Origin of the sequence: Micromonospora coriariae, assembly GCF_900091455.1 — a bacterium.
Lineage (GTDB): Bacteria > Actinomycetota > Actinomycetes > Mycobacteriales > Micromonosporaceae > Micromonospora > Micromonospora coriariae.
Window position 1 is genome coordinate 748,530 of sequence record NZ_LT607412.1, and the last position, 13,764, is coordinate 762,293.

The 13,764-nt window shown below is 73.7% G+C and carries 14 protein-coding genes; 6 read left to right on the forward strand and 8 right to left on the reverse strand.

Annotated elements, in window-relative coordinates:
• Nucleotides 1-28: 28 nt before the first annotated feature.
• The 5 genes from GA0070607_RS03440 to GA0070607_RS03460 form a co-directional block, all read right to left on the reverse strand.
• Nucleotides 29-370, reverse strand: coding sequence for an MmcQ/YjbR family DNA-binding protein (locus GA0070607_RS03440; protein WP_089016864.1), 342 nt, complete (start codon nucleotides 368-370; stop codon nucleotides 29-31).
• 36 nt (nucleotides 371-406) lie between these two features.
• Complete coding sequence (locus GA0070607_RS03445) at nucleotides 407-1,027, reverse strand: CG0192-related protein (RefSeq protein WP_089016865.1); 621 nt, start codon at nucleotides 1,025-1,027, stop codon at nucleotides 407-409.
• A 128-nt stretch (nucleotides 1,028-1,155) separates the two neighbouring features.
• Complete coding sequence (locus GA0070607_RS03450; protein ID WP_089016866.1) at nucleotides 1,156-2,250, reverse strand: cellulose binding domain-containing protein; 1,095 nt, start codon at nucleotides 2,248-2,250, stop codon at nucleotides 1,156-1,158.
• Nucleotides 2,251-2,313: 63 nt separating this feature from the next.
• A complete protein-coding gene (locus GA0070607_RS03455; protein ID WP_089021626.1) occupies nucleotides 2,314-3,363 on the reverse strand; it encodes an NAD(P)H-dependent flavin oxidoreductase in 1,050 nt (349 codons plus the stop codon).
• Nucleotides 3,364-3,367: 4 nt separating this feature from the next.
• Entirely contained in the window at nucleotides 3,368-4,483 is a 1,116-nt protein-coding gene (locus tag GA0070607_RS03460) for an SMP-30/gluconolactonase/LRE family protein (protein WP_231930804.1), read from the reverse strand.
• A 228-nt stretch (nucleotides 4,484-4,711) separates the two neighbouring features.
• Between GA0070607_RS03460 and GA0070607_RS03465 the strand changes: the two genes are divergently transcribed.
• Nucleotides 4,712-5,674, forward strand: a complete 963-nt coding sequence (locus tag GA0070607_RS03465) for a hypothetical protein (RefSeq protein ID WP_089016867.1) — start codon at nucleotides 4,712-4,714, stop codon at nucleotides 5,672-5,674.
• A 199-nt stretch (nucleotides 5,675-5,873) separates the two neighbouring features.
• The gene (locus tag GA0070607_RS03470) at nucleotides 5,874-6,146 is read left to right on the forward strand and encodes a hypothetical protein (RefSeq protein ID WP_089016868.1); all 273 of its coding nucleotides are present in this window, start codon (nucleotides 5,874-5,876) and stop codon (nucleotides 6,144-6,146) included.
• A 41-nt stretch (nucleotides 6,147-6,187) separates the two neighbouring features.
• On the opposite strand, the gene GA0070607_RS03475 is transcribed toward GA0070607_RS03470, so the two are convergent.
• Together GA0070607_RS03475 and GA0070607_RS03480 are read right to left on the reverse strand one after the other, a co-directional pair.
• Entirely contained in the window at nucleotides 6,188-6,733 is a 546-nt protein-coding gene (locus tag GA0070607_RS03475; protein WP_157743078.1) for a hypothetical protein, read from the reverse strand.
• 157 nt (nucleotides 6,734-6,890) lie between these two features.
• Nucleotides 6,891-8,159 carry an Nramp family divalent metal transporter gene (locus GA0070607_RS03480; protein WP_089016870.1) on the reverse strand — a complete coding sequence of 423 codons (1,269 nt, stop codon included), beginning with the start codon at nucleotides 8,157-8,159 and terminating at the stop codon, nucleotides 6,891-6,893.
• 220 nt (nucleotides 8,160-8,379) lie between these two features.
• Between GA0070607_RS03480 and GA0070607_RS03485 the strand changes: the two genes are divergently transcribed.
• The 3 genes from GA0070607_RS03485 to GA0070607_RS03495 all read left to right on the forward strand — a co-directional run bounded on the left by GA0070607_RS03485 (nucleotide 8,380) and on the right by GA0070607_RS03495 (nucleotide 10,753).
• A complete protein-coding gene (locus tag GA0070607_RS03485) occupies nucleotides 8,380-8,787 on the forward strand; it encodes a GntR family transcriptional regulator (protein WP_089016871.1) in 408 nt (135 codons plus the stop codon).
• A gap of 89 nt (nucleotides 8,788-8,876) precedes the next feature.
• The gene (locus GA0070607_RS03490) at nucleotides 8,877-9,767 is read left to right on the forward strand and encodes an ABC transporter ATP-binding protein (protein ID WP_089016872.1); all 891 of its coding nucleotides are present in this window, start codon (nucleotides 8,877-8,879) and stop codon (nucleotides 9,765-9,767) included.
• On the forward strand, nucleotides 9,764-10,753 hold the full coding sequence (locus GA0070607_RS03495) for an ABC transporter permease (RefSeq protein ID WP_089021628.1): 990 nt from the start codon (nucleotides 9,764-9,766) through the stop codon (nucleotides 10,751-10,753). Before GA0070607_RS03490 ends, GA0070607_RS03495 begins: the two co-directional genes overlap by 4 nt.
• 39 nt (nucleotides 10,754-10,792) lie before the next feature.
• Here the strand turns inward: GA0070607_RS03495 and GA0070607_RS03500 are convergent, their stop codons facing one another.
• Nucleotides 10,793-11,884: a DNA glycosylase AlkZ-like family protein gene (locus GA0070607_RS03500; RefSeq protein WP_197701232.1), complete on the reverse strand. Its 1,092-nt coding sequence runs from the start codon at nucleotides 11,882-11,884 to the stop codon at nucleotides 10,793-10,795.
• 161 nt (nucleotides 11,885-12,045) lie between these two features.
• Here GA0070607_RS03500 and GA0070607_RS03505 point away from each other — a divergent pair, with 161 nt between their 5' ends.
• The gene (locus GA0070607_RS03505; protein ID WP_157743079.1) at nucleotides 12,046-13,656 is read left to right on the forward strand and encodes a hypothetical protein; all 1,611 of its coding nucleotides are present in this window, start codon (nucleotides 12,046-12,048) and stop codon (nucleotides 13,654-13,656) included.
• Nucleotides 13,657-13,764: the final 108 nt, after the last annotated feature.

Sequence of the window (13,764 nt, forward strand, 5' to 3'; positions counted from 1 at the left end):
GGCCCCCGTCCTCGTGGTTCGCCGCCCGTCAGCCGCCCAGCCGCTGCCGGGCCAGGAACTTCGGCACCACCATCCGCCACGCCTCCGTGACCAGCTCGGTCATGTACCCGTGCTCCAGCCGGGCGGTGTGGCAGCACACCCAGTGAAAGCGCAGGTCGGACTCGCCGGGCAGGAAGAACAGATCCGGCTCGGCGGCGACCAGCCCGGCCCGCTCCTGCTTGGGGAACCCGAAGCCCATCGTCGCCTCGTCACGGGAGAACGCGACGTACACGATGGACCCGACCCGGAACTTCACCCGGTCCCGGATCAGGTGCTCGCTGCTGCGGGGCAGCGTCCGGGCGAGGGCCCGCACGTCGGCGACGGTGATCACACCATGACGGTAACGGCCGGCCGGGCCGCCGTGGCGTCAGCGCGCCCGGGCGTACGCCAGCGGCACGGTCGTCGGCTGGCCGTTCCAGCTGCCACTGAGGACCGCCCCGGCGGCATCGGCCGCGCCGGGTCGGCGTACGACGACCAACTCGACCGAGTCGGTGACGATGAGCGTGGCCTCCTCGTCGACCACCGGTCCCGGGGCGTCGACCGGGAGCGGCGCGGCACCGCTGGCGACGATCGTCATGTTCGGCTCACGCAGCTCGCGTCGGCCGTCGACCTCGAAGTACTGGTCCGCCTGACCGGTGCCGGCGAGGATCGCGTCGGCCAGCGCCGCCGCGTACACCGGGTCCGCGCAGCCGTCGTACACCCAGCGCGGACCGAGCACCGAGTGCTCGGTGGTGCCGACGAGCCAGTCGTCGGCGCCGTCGAGCGGCGCGGCGCGGTAGGTGAGCGGGACCTGGTGGACCGGCCCGTCGGCGGCGCCGACCAGGATCGTCTCGATGCCGACCGCGCCGGCCGGGTCGTCGAAGCGGTAGGCGCCCCGGGTCACCAGGTCGGCGCCGGCCGGCCCCCGGTACCACTGTCGAGCGGGCAGCCAGGTCGCCAGCAGGTCGAGCTTCGAGGGGCGCAGAGTCGCCCGGTGCAGCAGTGCCATGCCGCCAGCCTAGGGACGACCGCCCGCCCGCATGCCTCCGGGTCGGGCCGCCGCCGGACAACGGCGAGAACCTGTGGACGCGGCACGACGACCCTCGCCGCGCTCGGGCCGCCCGTCGCGGCCCGCGTTCACACGCCCGCGCACGGGTTGCCGCCCACCGTGCAGCCCTCCGGCTCCCTGGCATTGGGCCGGCCGTCGCGGACGTCGAAGTGGAACGTCTTCGACCCGCCGGCCGGCACTGCCGACCCGGTGAAGGTGAGCGTCCGCCCATCCCGCTCCACGTCGGCGCCGTCCACGTCGTCGAAGGTGCTGCCCTCGGCGAGGGTGACCACCACGACCCAGTCCGCCACCGGTGCGCCGCCCGGGTTGGCGACCACCACCTCGCCCGTGTAGCCGAACAACCGGCTGGAGTCGGTGCGGTAGTTGGCGGTCAGCGGCGGTGGTGCCGGGACTGAGGCGAGGCTGGGCGACGGTTTCGCCGTCGGCGTGCGGCTCGGGCGGGCGGTCGCCGACGCGGCGGTCCGCGAGGGGCGCCCCGACGGCGTCGCCCTCGGTGTGCCGGTGGGCGCGACGGCCGCCACGGACGACGACGAGGGCGCCGGCGACGGTGCCGCCGGGGGCGGGGCGGCGGCGCTGTCCGGCTCGCCCGGCAAGATGACCCACGCCGCCAGCCCCGCGACCAGTACGGCGCCGGCCAGCACCGCGACCACCATGCGGCGACGGCGGCGGGCCCGGGCGGGACCCTCGCCGAGCGCGCCGATCGTCGGGAGTTCGGCCGTCATTCCGGCGTCACCGCGCCGCAGGTCGACCTGTTGGAAGGCGAGCCAGTCGAGAATGGCCGGCAGGCGCACGGTCAGCGCCTGCCGGAGCTGCTGCTCGCGTGGATCGTGCTGCTCGGCGGACCAGGTGCCGTGCGTCGTCACCTCGCGGATTGCCAGCCGGCAGCCCTGCTTCGTGGCGGTGACGACGCAGGTCACCTCGGTGAGCCGGCCGGCCTCGTCGCAGCGCATCGTGAGCAGCTCCGGCACCCGCCGCTCGGTCACCTCGACCTCGACGTTGGCGTCGAAGCCGGGCAGCCCGGCCGTGTGCAGCACCAACCGGTCCGGGACGTCCGCCACGTCGGCCTCGGCGAACCACCGGCCGAGCAGCTCCCGGTCCGTCAATGCGAGCCACACCCGGTCCGGCGGGTGGGACAGGTCGACCTGCGCGCCGATCTCGATCACGGCGAGACTCTACGGCTTTCGCCTCAGCCCCGTCCGGCCCGCCCGGGCCGGGCGTCCGTCCGGTCAACCCCAGTGGGTCGCCCGCTCGGCCGCCGCCGCCAACGCGGTCCGGGCGCCGGCGCTGACCTCGACGACCAACTCGGCCGCCGGCAGGTCCCGGGCCAGGGGGTGCGCCTGCCCGGCCCACAGGTTCGGCACCGACGCGTCCCCGTCGCGCCGGGCGGCGGCGAGCAGCGGGCGGGTCAGGTGCAGCACCTGCGGGTAGCCGGCCGGCGCCGCCGCGTCGTGCCGGCGCAGAAAGTCGTTGACCACGCCACGAGCCCGCTTGCCCGTGTACGCCCGGGTCAGAGCGGTCGGCGCGGAGCTGGCCACCGCCGACCGGTGCATCGGCGAACTGCCCGCCTCCGGGCAGCGCAGGAACGCCGTGCCGAGCTGCGCGGCGGCGGCGCCGGCGGCCAGCACCCCAGCCACCCCGGGGCCGTCGACGATGCCACCGGCGGCCACCAGCGGCAGGTCACAGCCGGCGGCGACCAGCCGAAGCAGCGGCAGCAGCGCGTAGTCGTCGTCGTCCGGCAGGCCGCCGCGATGTCCACCGGCCTCGGTGCCCTGCACCACCACGGCGTCCACGCCCAGCTCGGCGGCGGCCGTGGCGGCGTCCGGCCGGGTGACAGTGGCCCACACCTCGCTGCCCCGCTCCCGCAGCGCGGCCACCGCGGCCCGGTCGGGCAGCCCGAACACGAAGGACACCACCGGGACCGGGTCGGCCAGCAGCATGGCCAGCTTGTCCGGGTACCCGTCGTCGCCGCCCACCGCCTCGCCCAGGGTCACCCCGCGCTGGCCGGCGTACGGGGCGAGCCGGTCCGCGTACGCCCGGATGGCCGCCTCGTCGACGGTGCCGGAGCCGGGCAGGAAGACGTTGACACCGAACGGCCGGTCGGTGTGGGCGCGGACCTCGGCGATGTCGGCGGCCAGCCGGTCGGTGTCGATCATCCCGGCGGCCAGGAATCCCAACCCGCCGGCGGCGGAGACGGCCGACACGAGCGCCGGCGTGGACGGGCCGCCGGCCATCGGGGCGGCGACGATCGGGTGGCGCAACGTGGACAGCACGGACATCCCGTCACCGCCGGGCCGTGTGTCGCCGCCACAGCACACCGGCGAGCCCGACCAGCGCCAGCAGCGTCCCGGCGCCGGCCACCAGCGGCCAGGTCCGGTCGCCCCGGACGCCCACGTCCGCCGCCGCCGGGCGGGCCGCGGTGGGCACCAGCGGGCCAGCGGTGGTGGATTCCACCGGGCGTGGGGTGGCGGCCGTCCCCGTCGTGGCCGGATACCGCAGAATCGCCGGGTCCGTGCCCTGCGGCTGGCCGGCGGACTCGGAGACGGTGAGCAGCGACCGGCCGTCCCGGCTGTAGGTGATCGACTCGCCCTGGGGCTCGTCCGGCAGCGGAGTGACCCGCGGGACGCCCTTGGTCAGCGCGGCAACCAGGTCGCCGTCGGGGACGTCGTACTCGAAGGCGTCGGCGTAGCTGCGCAGCACCACCCGACGCCCGTCCGGCGCGCTCGCCGCGCCGGTGACCACAGCGCGGCCGAGGAAGGAGTACGGGTTGCTGGTCGTGGAGGACGGCAGGGCCACCTGACCGACCGGGGCCAGCGGCGTCGTTCCCGAGGGCCGCAGCGCGCTGGTCGGCGCGTACAGGAAGACCGTCCCGCTGCCCCCCTTGGTCACGATCAGCGGTCGGCCATCCGCGTCGAGCAGCAACGCCTCCGCGTCGTGCGGGCGGTCCGGGTACGTCATCCGGTGCAGCACCGGCCGGTCCGCGTCGGGCGCGAGCCGCCACAGCGCGATCGTCTCCCGCGTGCGGTCGTTGTCGCCGATGTCGGCGACCCAGATGGTGCCGTCCCGGCCGACGGCCAGGTCCTCCGTGTCGCGTGGTTGGGACGGGTAGGCGACCGTCCGCACCACCGCGCAACGCCGGTCGAGAAAGAAGATCCGGCGGCGGGCCTCGTCGTCGGCGCCGTCGTTGACCACCACGTACCCGTCGTCCGTTGCGACCATCCCGGAGATCTCCCGGAGCCGATCGTCGTGCACCTGGCAGACCGGCGTTCCGGGGCCGAGCGCGCCGGCCAGCGCCGCGCCCGGCGTCAGCACCAGCGACACGGCCCCGACGAGCACGGTGGCCAGCGCCGTTCCCGCCCGGGCGTGCCGCCCTCGGGTCACCCGCGCCCGCACCCGCATCGCCCGCCCTCCTCGCCACGGCCGTGGCCGGCCGCCTCGCCCATCCTGGCCGATCTCGGCCACCGGTGGTGGCTATCGCGGGGATGGCCCCCACATCCTTGCCCATCCATAAACGATCTATCTATAGTGCCGGCACCCGGCTGTGTCAGCTCGCCACCGCCGCCGAGGCACGACTGCGGCACCTGCGTTTCCCCCCGCCCTGCCTGACCCCGGACCCCGAGGATGGCCATGCCGACCGCTGCCCTGTTGGCCCGCCGGTGCTGGCGGCTGCTGCGCGGCCGGCTCGGCCGCCCCGCCAGTTACAGCGTCGTCGCCTGGGCCGCGCTGGCCGCGCTGATCTGCGGCCTCTTCGCCGGCGCGCTGGCCAGCCGGCTCGCCTGGGAGACCTCCCGACCGCAGCCCGACCGCGCCGAGGCCGGTGCCATCCTGACCGAGGTCTTCCCCGGACACGATCTGAGCGAGATCGACACCCCACCCGCGCTCTTCGTCGTGTACGGGCACGCGCTGCGCCTGAGCAACCTCAAGACCGTGCTGCTCGGCGACGGCGGCGAGTACCAGGAGAGCGCCACCGGCGCGGCCGCCTTCGGTGCTCCACCCGTGCCCGCCGAGCAGATCGTCACGGTGGCCCGGCAGCGCCTGCGCGAGGCCGGCTGGCGGATGTACGACCCACGGGTGTCCAGTTACACCGGCTGCACGGACAAGCTGTGTGCCACACCGCTGCTGATCACCGACACCACCCTGACCGCCCGGCGCGGCGACACCATCCTGAACGCCTCGATCTCGACGCAGAGCACCGCCGACGCCACCTACCTGGCGGTCGAGCTGCACCGCGCGCCGCCGCCTGCGGTGGTTCCCGCCGGACTGGTCGGCGCGCTGCTGGGCGCGCTCGCCGGTTGGCTGGTCTTCGGTTGGGCCAGCCGACGCACCGAGGAACGCCTGGTGAGCGGCATGGTGAAAGCACTGTTCGGCGTCACCATTGTGCTGTGGTGGCTGCCGGTGCTCCTCTCCGCACCGTTGCTGCTGCGGCACCACTTCGGCGAGCCGCACCCGGCGTGGCACCCGCTGTGGGAGTGGCTGGGCCAGCCGACGGCCTCGCTGCTGTTCCTGGTCGGCGCGGCGTGCGCGCTGCTGGCGCTGGGGCTGGCCGCCGAGTCCCGCCGTGACCGGTCCATGGTGACGCTCGCCGACTGATCCGCCAGAGCCTCTACTGAGGACCGGATCGGTCGATGCGCACCCGACTCCAGTGCCGCATCAGCCGCTCCAGCGCCGCCTGCACCAGGTCCTCGCGCGCGGGGTGTCCACCACGGGACGGCGATGGGGCGTGAATCGGACGGTGACGGGTAGGCAGCGGCCCGGCGGCATGTCGACACCCGCCGGGTAGGAGATGGCGATGAGCACGTACCGGGACGAGCAGAGTGATCCGATTCCCCCGCCGGACGCGGACGCCCTCGAGCAACGGCAGGACGCGATCGACACGGGACCGCCGGATCGAATGTCGGGTGACGTGGACCCGGAGGCGTCCGAGGCCGACCTGGCCGAGCAGGGCGCGCTACCGGCGGGCACGCTCGAGGAGGCGACGTCGCTTCCGGCCGATGCCAACGCGGCGGACGCCCTGGAACAGCGCCAGGCGATTCCCACCCGGGACGAGGGCCGGCGGACGTGACCGGGCCGGCCGCGGCCGGTTGAGCGCCGTCCGGTCGCGGCTCAGCCGAGTCCCCGCAGCCTGCGGTTCCACCAGCCCGGCCGCTGACCGGCGATCTCGCGCAGCCGCCAGTGCTCGGCGTGCTGCGTGACGATGAGCAGAGGCACCAGGCCGAGCGCCAGCAGCGGCAGGTAGCGCGGCGCCGATCGGTTCTCCCGCAGCAGCGCGCCCAGGGCCGCCGCGCCCGACACGTACAGGATCGGGTTGTAGTACCGCATCAACTCCGGACCCATCCCCTCGCACTCGCGCAGCCAGGGCACGCCGAGGCGGGTCCGCCGGCCGGGCCAGCCGCGCAGGTGGGCGATCACCGCGGCCAGCCCGACGCCGTTGCAGACGGCGAAGATCCGGTCGCTGGACGCCGGGCGGGTACCGGCCGCCCGCCACAGCGTGCCGGTGCCCAGGGTCCACAGCCCGGCGGCCGGCATCGGGCCCAGAACGGAGGCCGCCGGCATGCCGACACCGGCGCCCAGCTCGAAAAAGACGTGCGCCGCCAGCCCCGCCGTGGCGATCCTGGTCAGCGGCCGCCGGGTCGCCCGATCCGGTCGCACCCGGCCTCCGCCCGTCCACCCGATCCGGTACGACCCCACGGCAGGACCCTTCCCCAGTACGGCAGCTCGGCTCGTCGCCGGTCACGCTCCCGGACCAGCCCGATCGCGGTACCCGCTCCGGCCCGGCCTACACGCTCCGGCCGGCACCGGCCCCTGCTCAGCCGGCGACGACCTGCCAGAGCAGGAAGGCGTTGAGTGCGACGACCAGGGCGGCCACCAGAGACGCGGTGGCGGTGGTGAGCGGGTGGTTGACCAGGTTGCCCATCAGGTCACGGCGGCGGGTGAAGGCGACCACCGGGATCAGCGCGAACGGGATGCCGAAGCTGAGGATGACCTGGGACAGCACCAGGGCCTGGGTCGGGTCGAGGCCTATGGCGAGCACGGCCAGCGCGGGCAGCAGGGTGACCAGCCGGCGCAGCAGCAGCGGGATCCGGCGGCGCAGGAAACCCTGCATGATCACCTCACCCGCGTAGGTGCCGACACTTGTGGACGCGAGCCCGGAGACCAGCAGGGCGATGGCGAAGCCGAACGCCGCGGCGGTGCCGATGGTCTGGCCGAGGCCGGCGTGCACGCCCTCCAGGCTGTCGGCGCCGACCGGGCCGCCGCCGCGGAAGCTGGCCGCGGCGATCAGCAGCATGGCGAGGTTGACCGCGCCGGCAGCCGTCAGCGCGAGCAGCACGTCCGCGCGCTGACCGCGGAAGAGCGTGCGGCGCTCGGTGTCGTCGGTGGCGGGGATGCGGTCGCGGGTGAGCGCGGAGTGCACGTAGATGACGTGCGGCATGACGGTGGCGCCGAGGATGCCGGCGGCCAGCAGCACGCTGTCGGTGCCCTGGAGCCGGGGCACCAGGCCGGCCACGGCGGAGCCCGGGTCGGAGCCGGCGGCGAGCAGGTTCGCCGCGAAGGCCAGGACGATGACGCCGAGCCCCACGGCGATGGCGATCTCGAAGGCGCGGAATCCACGCGAGCGCAGGGCCAGCACGGCGAACGCGGCGGTGCCGATGATGATCCCGCCGGGCAGCAGGGGGATGCCGAAGAGCAGGTACAGGGCGACGGCGCCGCCGATCACCTCGGCCAGGTCGGTGGCCATGGCGACCAGCTCGGCCTGCACCCACATGACCCGGTTCACCGGCTTCGGCAGGCGTTCCCGGCACAGCTCGGGCAGGCTGCGCCCGGTGGCCAGGCCCAGCTTGGCGGTGAGCGTCTGCACGAGCATGGCCATGAGGTTGGCCACCACCACGACCCAGACCAGCAGGTAGCCGTAGCGGGCGCCGGCGGCGGAGTTGGTGGCGAAGTTGCCGGGATCGACGTAGGCGACGGCGGCGACGAAGGCCGGGCCGAGCAGGATGAGCCGTCCGCGTAGCCGGCCCCGAGCGCGGGCTACCTGGAGCGGCGTCGGTCTCGCCGTCGTCAGTTCGTTGGTGACCATCGAACACCTCCTCATCCACACGGATCACGTGCCCGTTCCCTTCCCGGCCGGTTGACCCGTCGGTGCCACCTGCTGGCCTTCCGGTGCCAACACCGCCGGCCCAGCCCGGAGACCCACCCGTTCGGGGCGACTCTGCGGGCCGCCCTTGACAGCGGTCCGGCTCCCGGTGAAGCTGTCTATTAGTCCTACTGTCGTAGGACAACAGGGAGGAACGTCTCGAGTGATCGAGTTTGTGCTGGACAGCCGGTCGAAGGTGAACACCTACATGCAGCTCGTGCAGCAGGTGAAACAGGCGCTGCGAGTCGGCCTGCTGGTGCCGGGTGACCAGTTGCCGAAGGTCCGGGACGTCGCCCAGTCACTGGCGATCAACCCGAACACGGTGCTGAAGGCGTACCGGGAGTTGGAGATCGAGGGTCTGGTCGGCGGCCGACCGGGAGTGGGCACGTTCGTCCAGCGCACCCTGGCCGGATCGTCCCTGCCCAATCAGGCCGAGCTGCGCGAAGACCTGGTCGCGTGGCTGCACCGGGCGCAGGCCGCCGGCCTCACGGCCGACGACGTCGTCGCCCTGGTGGAGACCACGCTGCGAGCCACCCTCGCCGACGACGCCGCTGAGAAGGAGCCTGCGTGACCGAGCGCAGCGAGCGAACCAATCAGGTACAGCAGCGGGCGCTCGCGCAGCCGCGAAGCGGTGGCGCGAGCGGAACGAGAGGACAGAGGATGGACGTGGTCTTGGAAGCCGACCGGCTGGGCAAGCGGTACGGCAGCACCTGGGCGTTGCGGGACTGCTCCCTGCACCTGCCGGCCGGCCGGATCGCCGCGCTGGTCGGGCCGAACGGTGCGGGCAAGAGCACCCTGCTGCACCTGGCCGTCGGGCTGCTCAAGCCCGACGCGGGCGCGGTACGGGTGTTCGGCAGATCGCCGTACGGCGACACGGAGGGCCTGGCCGACATCGGGTTCGTCGCCCAGGACACCCCGCTGTACCGGGACTTCACCGCCGCCGAGCTGGTCGTCGCCGGCGGCAAGCTGAACCGGCGGTGGGACGCGGCGCTGGCCCGTACCCGGCTGGCCCAGCTCGGCATTCCGCCGGACCGGCCGGTCGGGAAGCTCTCCGGTGGACAACGCGCCCAGGTGGCGCTCGCCCTGGCGCTGGCCAAACAGCCCCGGCTGCTGCTGCTGGACGAGCCGGTCGCCAGCCTCGACCCGCTCGCCCGGCGGGAGTTCCTCCAGTCGTTGATGGGCAGCGTCGCGGACTCGGGCACCACAGTCCTGCTCTCCTCGCACCTGCTGGCCGACCTGGAACGGGTCTGCGACTACCTGATCGTGCTCAACGCCGCCCAGGTCCGGCTCGCCGGAGCGGTCGACGACCTGGTGGCCGGGCACCGGCAGCTGATCGGCCCACGGCACGACGGCGGCCCGATCGGGGGCGTCGCCGCCGTCGTCCGAGCCAGCCACACCGACCGGCAGTCCACGCTGCTGGTCCGCACCGACGGCCCGGTCACCGATCCCGCCTGGACAGCGCGCGAGGTCGGCCTGGAGGACGTCGTCCTGGCCTACCTGGCCGAGGGCACCGCACAGACCAAGCACAGCGAATGGGGGGTCCCGGCATGATCTGGCTGACCTGGCGGCAACACCGCAAGCAGGTGCTCTTCACCCTGCTGGGGTTCGCGGCGCTGGCCGCCCTGATGGTGCCGATCGGCCTGTCGATGCGGAGCAGCTTCGCCGACCTCGGCCTGCCGGAGTGCGTACGCCAACTGAGTGACCCGAACCTGGCCGCCGCGACCCGGGAGGGCTGCGACGCGGCCTTCCACCGCTTCAGCACCCGCTACGGCAGCCTCAACCTGCTGGCCGTGCTGTTGATCACCCTGCCGGTCCTGGTCGGCCTCTTCTGGGGCGCACCGCTTGTCGCCCGGGAGGTGGAGCACGGCACGCACCGCTTCGTCTGGACCCAGGGCGTCGGCCGGACCCGCTGGGCGCTGGTGAAGTTCGGGCTGGTCGGCGCTGGCGGGGTGGTCCTCGCGGTCGGCTACGGACTGGGCATCTCGTGGTGGGTCGAACCGCTCACCCAGGCCACACACGAGGGTCGGCTCGGCATGATCGTTTTTGATCTGCAGGGCATCGTCCCGATCGGCTACACCCTGTTCGCCGTGGCGCTGGGCGTCTTCGCCGGCACCGTGTGGAAGGGCGTGCTGCCCGCCATGGGCATCACCCTGGCCGGATTCGTCGGCGTACGGGCGGCGGTGGAGATCCTGGCCCGACCGCACTACCAGCCCGCCCGCACCAAGACCTTTCCGATCGAGGCGGAAGGGCCGCCGGTGACCAGCTGGGGTGACTGGATCCTCACCCAGGGCGTCCGGAACCCGGACGGGACGATGATCGCTGAGGACACCCGGATCCAGTGTCCGCCGGGCGGAAAGGGACCGGACGGTCGGACCTGCGGGGCGGAGTTGGGCCTTGAGCCGGGCGCGTACAACTGGCAGCTCTACCAGCCGGCGGACCGGTTCTGGCTGTTCCAGGGCATCGAGACCGGCATCTTCGTCGCCCTCGCCCTGCTCCTGCTGTACCTCGCCGTCCGCCGGATCCGCCGGATCGCGTAGCTCGCGACGGGTGATCGCCGGGGCCACGGGGCCTGGCGATCACCTGTCAGCGAGGCCTTCGGCGGTCAGTTTCAGCCAGGACGCGAGGTCGTGCAGCTCGTCGTGCACGGCCCGGGCCAGCTCGGGGGTGAAGGGCACGTCCTCGTGGATGGCGTGCACGGTGAGGACACCGCGCCGGCGGTCCGCCGTGGCGTCGACCTTTCCGACCAGCCGGTCGCCGTGCAGGATCGGCAGCGCGAAGTAGCCCCACCGTCGGCTGGCCTTCGGCTTGTACATCTCCAGCACGTACTCGTACTCGAACAGCTCGGCGAGGCGGACCCGGTCGTGCACCAGCCGGTCGAAGGGCGACAACACCGCCGTACGCCCGGTGAAGGGCTGCCCGAGCGCGGCCGGGTCCACCCGCCAGACCCCCGGAACGCCCTCGACAACCGCCGGCTCACCGGCTTCGCCGACTTCCGCCGGCTCGCCGGGGACGATCACCGCCCTCTCCCGGGCGATGCCCAACGCCCGCAGCCGCCGCTCGTTGCGCAACCGGAGCGCCTGCTCCAGCGGGACCACAGGCGTGCCGGGCGGGTAGACCCGCTCCGCCACATCCCACAGTCGCTGCCGGCCCTGGCGTCCGGCGATCGCGACCTCCCCGCACAGGACCAGGAACTCCAGCATCTGTGTGACGTTGCGGTTGTTGGTCCACCCCGACGACGGCCACGGCACGACGCACGTGTCCGGGATGTCGCGGGAGAGCAGCGGCCCCGAGCGGCCGAGCAGGTGGAGCACGTCGCGGCGGAACGAGTCGTTGGCGCGCAGCCACTCGCGCTGGCGCTCGTGACCAGGCGAGGCCGCCATGGCGGCGAGGTAGAGCCCCAGATCGTCCATCGGCCGCACCATCGCCTGGTGCTCGAAGAGCGACCGGTCCCGCTCCAGCGCCCGCTGCAACTCGGCCGGCTGGTACGACGACCCGAGCCGGCTCCAGGCGACCAGATCAGCGCTCGGCGCGACGGCGGCCGTCGGGTCGATCTGCAACAGCGTCAGCTGACGAACCACGGTCAGCAGGTCGGTCGGCCGCGGGGCGGCGAGCAACTGGGCCCGGACGGCGATCCGCCGCGCCTGCGCCCGGTCGAGTTGGTGCACCACGCCGTCGAGCCTAGCCGCGACCCCCGACGTCGCGCTGACCGGCGAAGTCGGATTCCGGCCCGTCGCCAACGCGACTGAACGTGCCGGTCCGATCACGATCAGTGCTCCGATGTGGACCGCAGGGCCCGCGTTCCGCGGGCCGCAGGGATGGGAGCGTACGCGTGAAGTCTAGAATCCTCCGGCGGGTCGCCGCGTCGGCCGTGGCGCTCGCCTGCGCCGTGCTGGGCACGGTGGCACTGCCGGCCGCCCCGGCGACCGCCAGCCCGATCCGCAACGCGACCGCCTGGTCGGTGCTGCTGTGCAAGTTCAGCGACAAGCCGGCCGAACCGAAGGCGCCGTCGTTCTTCGCCAACTTCCTCACCGCCGCCGGCATCGGCACCGGCGGGGTGGCGGACTACCTGGCCGACCAGTCCGGCGGGCGCGTCTCGCTGGCCGGCTCGGCGGTCCGGGGCTGGTACACCATGCCGTACACCCTCGCGCAGTTCCAGTCGATCGACCGGTGGACCCGGCTCCAGCGCTGCGTGGACACCGCGGCGACCGCCGGCTACGGGGTGCCGGCCGGAAACCGGATCGCAGTGATGCTCAACGACTGGGTGGATTCCGGGGCGGCCGGCGGCCGGGTGCTGCTCGACCCGGGCGCCTGGAACGTCGGCTTCGCCGCGCACGAGATGCTGCACGGCTACAACCTGGGCCACTCGTTCTCCAACGACACCACCTACCAGAACGCGCCGTGGTCCCAGCCCGGCGAGTACGACGACCCGTGGGACGAGATGAGCGCGATGCACATCCACGCCTTCGGCACCACGAACTACGGCACCAGCGCGGTCGGGCTCAACGGGCCGCACCGTGACGAGCTGGGCTGGCTGCCGAAGAACCGGGTGTTCACAATGGCCGCCGACGGCGTGGGCTCGCGCACCCTCACCCTGGCGCCGCTGGAGGTGCCCGCGGCGAGCGGACCGCAGTTGGTCCGGATCCCGTTCGACCCCGCCGACCTGTTCCACTACTACACCGTCGAATTCCGTCGGAAGACCGGCTGGAGCGCCGGCATTCCGGCGGACACGGTGCTGCTGCACGAGGTCCGCAACGGCACCCCCACCCTGCTGCGCACCGGGCCAGGCGGCGGGCCGGCCCAGTCGCTCAACGCCAACGGCGTGCAGATCGGCGTGAACTGGGTGTCCGGCAACTCCGCGTCGGTGACGGTGACGACCGACGTGGTCAACCGCTGCCTGCAGGGGTACGTCTGGCGGGAGGCCCGCCCCGGTGACCTGGTCTGCGTCACCGGCGCCACCCGCAGCCAGGTGTGGGCGGACAACGCCGCCGCGCCGAGCCGCTGGGTGAACGGCCCGTACGGTCCGCACACCTGCGTCGCCGGCTACGTGTGGCGCGAGGCGTACGCCGGGGACGACGTCTGCGTCACCGGCACCCAGCGCAGCCAGGCCGCCGCGGACAACGCCGCCGCCGCGTCCCGGCGCAACCCCGCCCGGCTGGTGTCCGGCCCGAACACCTGCGTCAGCGGGTACGTCTGGCGCGACGCCGACCAGTCGGACTACGTCTGCGTGACCGGCACGACCCGCTCCCAGGTGCTCGCGGACAACGCGGTCGCCGCGAGCCGGTGGGTCAGCGGCCCGTACGGTACGCACACCTGCGTCGCCGGCTACGTGTGGCGCGAGGCGTTCCTCGGCGACGACGTCTGCGTCACCGGCTCCCAGCGCAGCCAGGCCGCGGCCGACAACGCCGCCGGCCCCGGCCGGGTGCTGCGCCCCGCGGGCTGACCGCTGGCGTCCCGATCAGGCGGGCATCCCCCCGCCCGATCGGGTGCCGGCACGAACGCCGAGCAGGTCACCGGAGGCCGCCGGGCCGGCTGCCGCCGCACTGGCGGG

What these genes read in the sequence shown, in the direction of transcription:
- GA0070607_RS03445 (WP_089016865.1), bottom strand. Translation starts at nt 1,027, where the DNA reads ATGGCACTGCTGCACCGGGCGACTCTGCGCCCCTCGAAGCTCGACCTG.
- GA0070607_RS03455 (WP_089021626.1), bottom strand. Translation starts at nt 3,363, where the DNA reads ATGTCCGTGCTGTCCACGTTGCGCCACCCGATCGTCGCCGCCCCGATG.
- GA0070607_RS03460 (WP_231930804.1), bottom strand. Translation starts at nt 4,483, where the DNA reads ATGCGGGTGCGGGCGCGGGTGACCCGAGGGCGGCACGCCCGGGCGGGA.
- GA0070607_RS03465 (WP_089016867.1), top strand. Translation starts at nt 4,712, where the DNA reads ATGCCGACCGCTGCCCTGTTGGCCCGCCGGTGCTGGCGGCTGCTGCGC.
- GA0070607_RS03470 (WP_089016868.1), top strand. Translation starts at nt 5,874, where the DNA reads ATGAGCACGTACCGGGACGAGCAGAGTGATCCGATTCCCCCGCCGGAC.
- GA0070607_RS03480 (WP_089016870.1), bottom strand. Translation starts at nt 8,159, where the DNA reads ATGGTCACCAACGAACTGACGACGGCGAGACCGACGCCGCTCCAGGTA.
- GA0070607_RS03490 (WP_089016872.1), top strand. Translation starts at nt 8,877, where the DNA reads ATGGACGTGGTCTTGGAAGCCGACCGGCTGGGCAAGCGGTACGGCAGC.
- GA0070607_RS03495 (WP_089021628.1), top strand. Translation starts at nt 9,764, where the DNA reads ATGATCTGGCTGACCTGGCGGCAACACCGCAAGCAGGTGCTCTTCACC.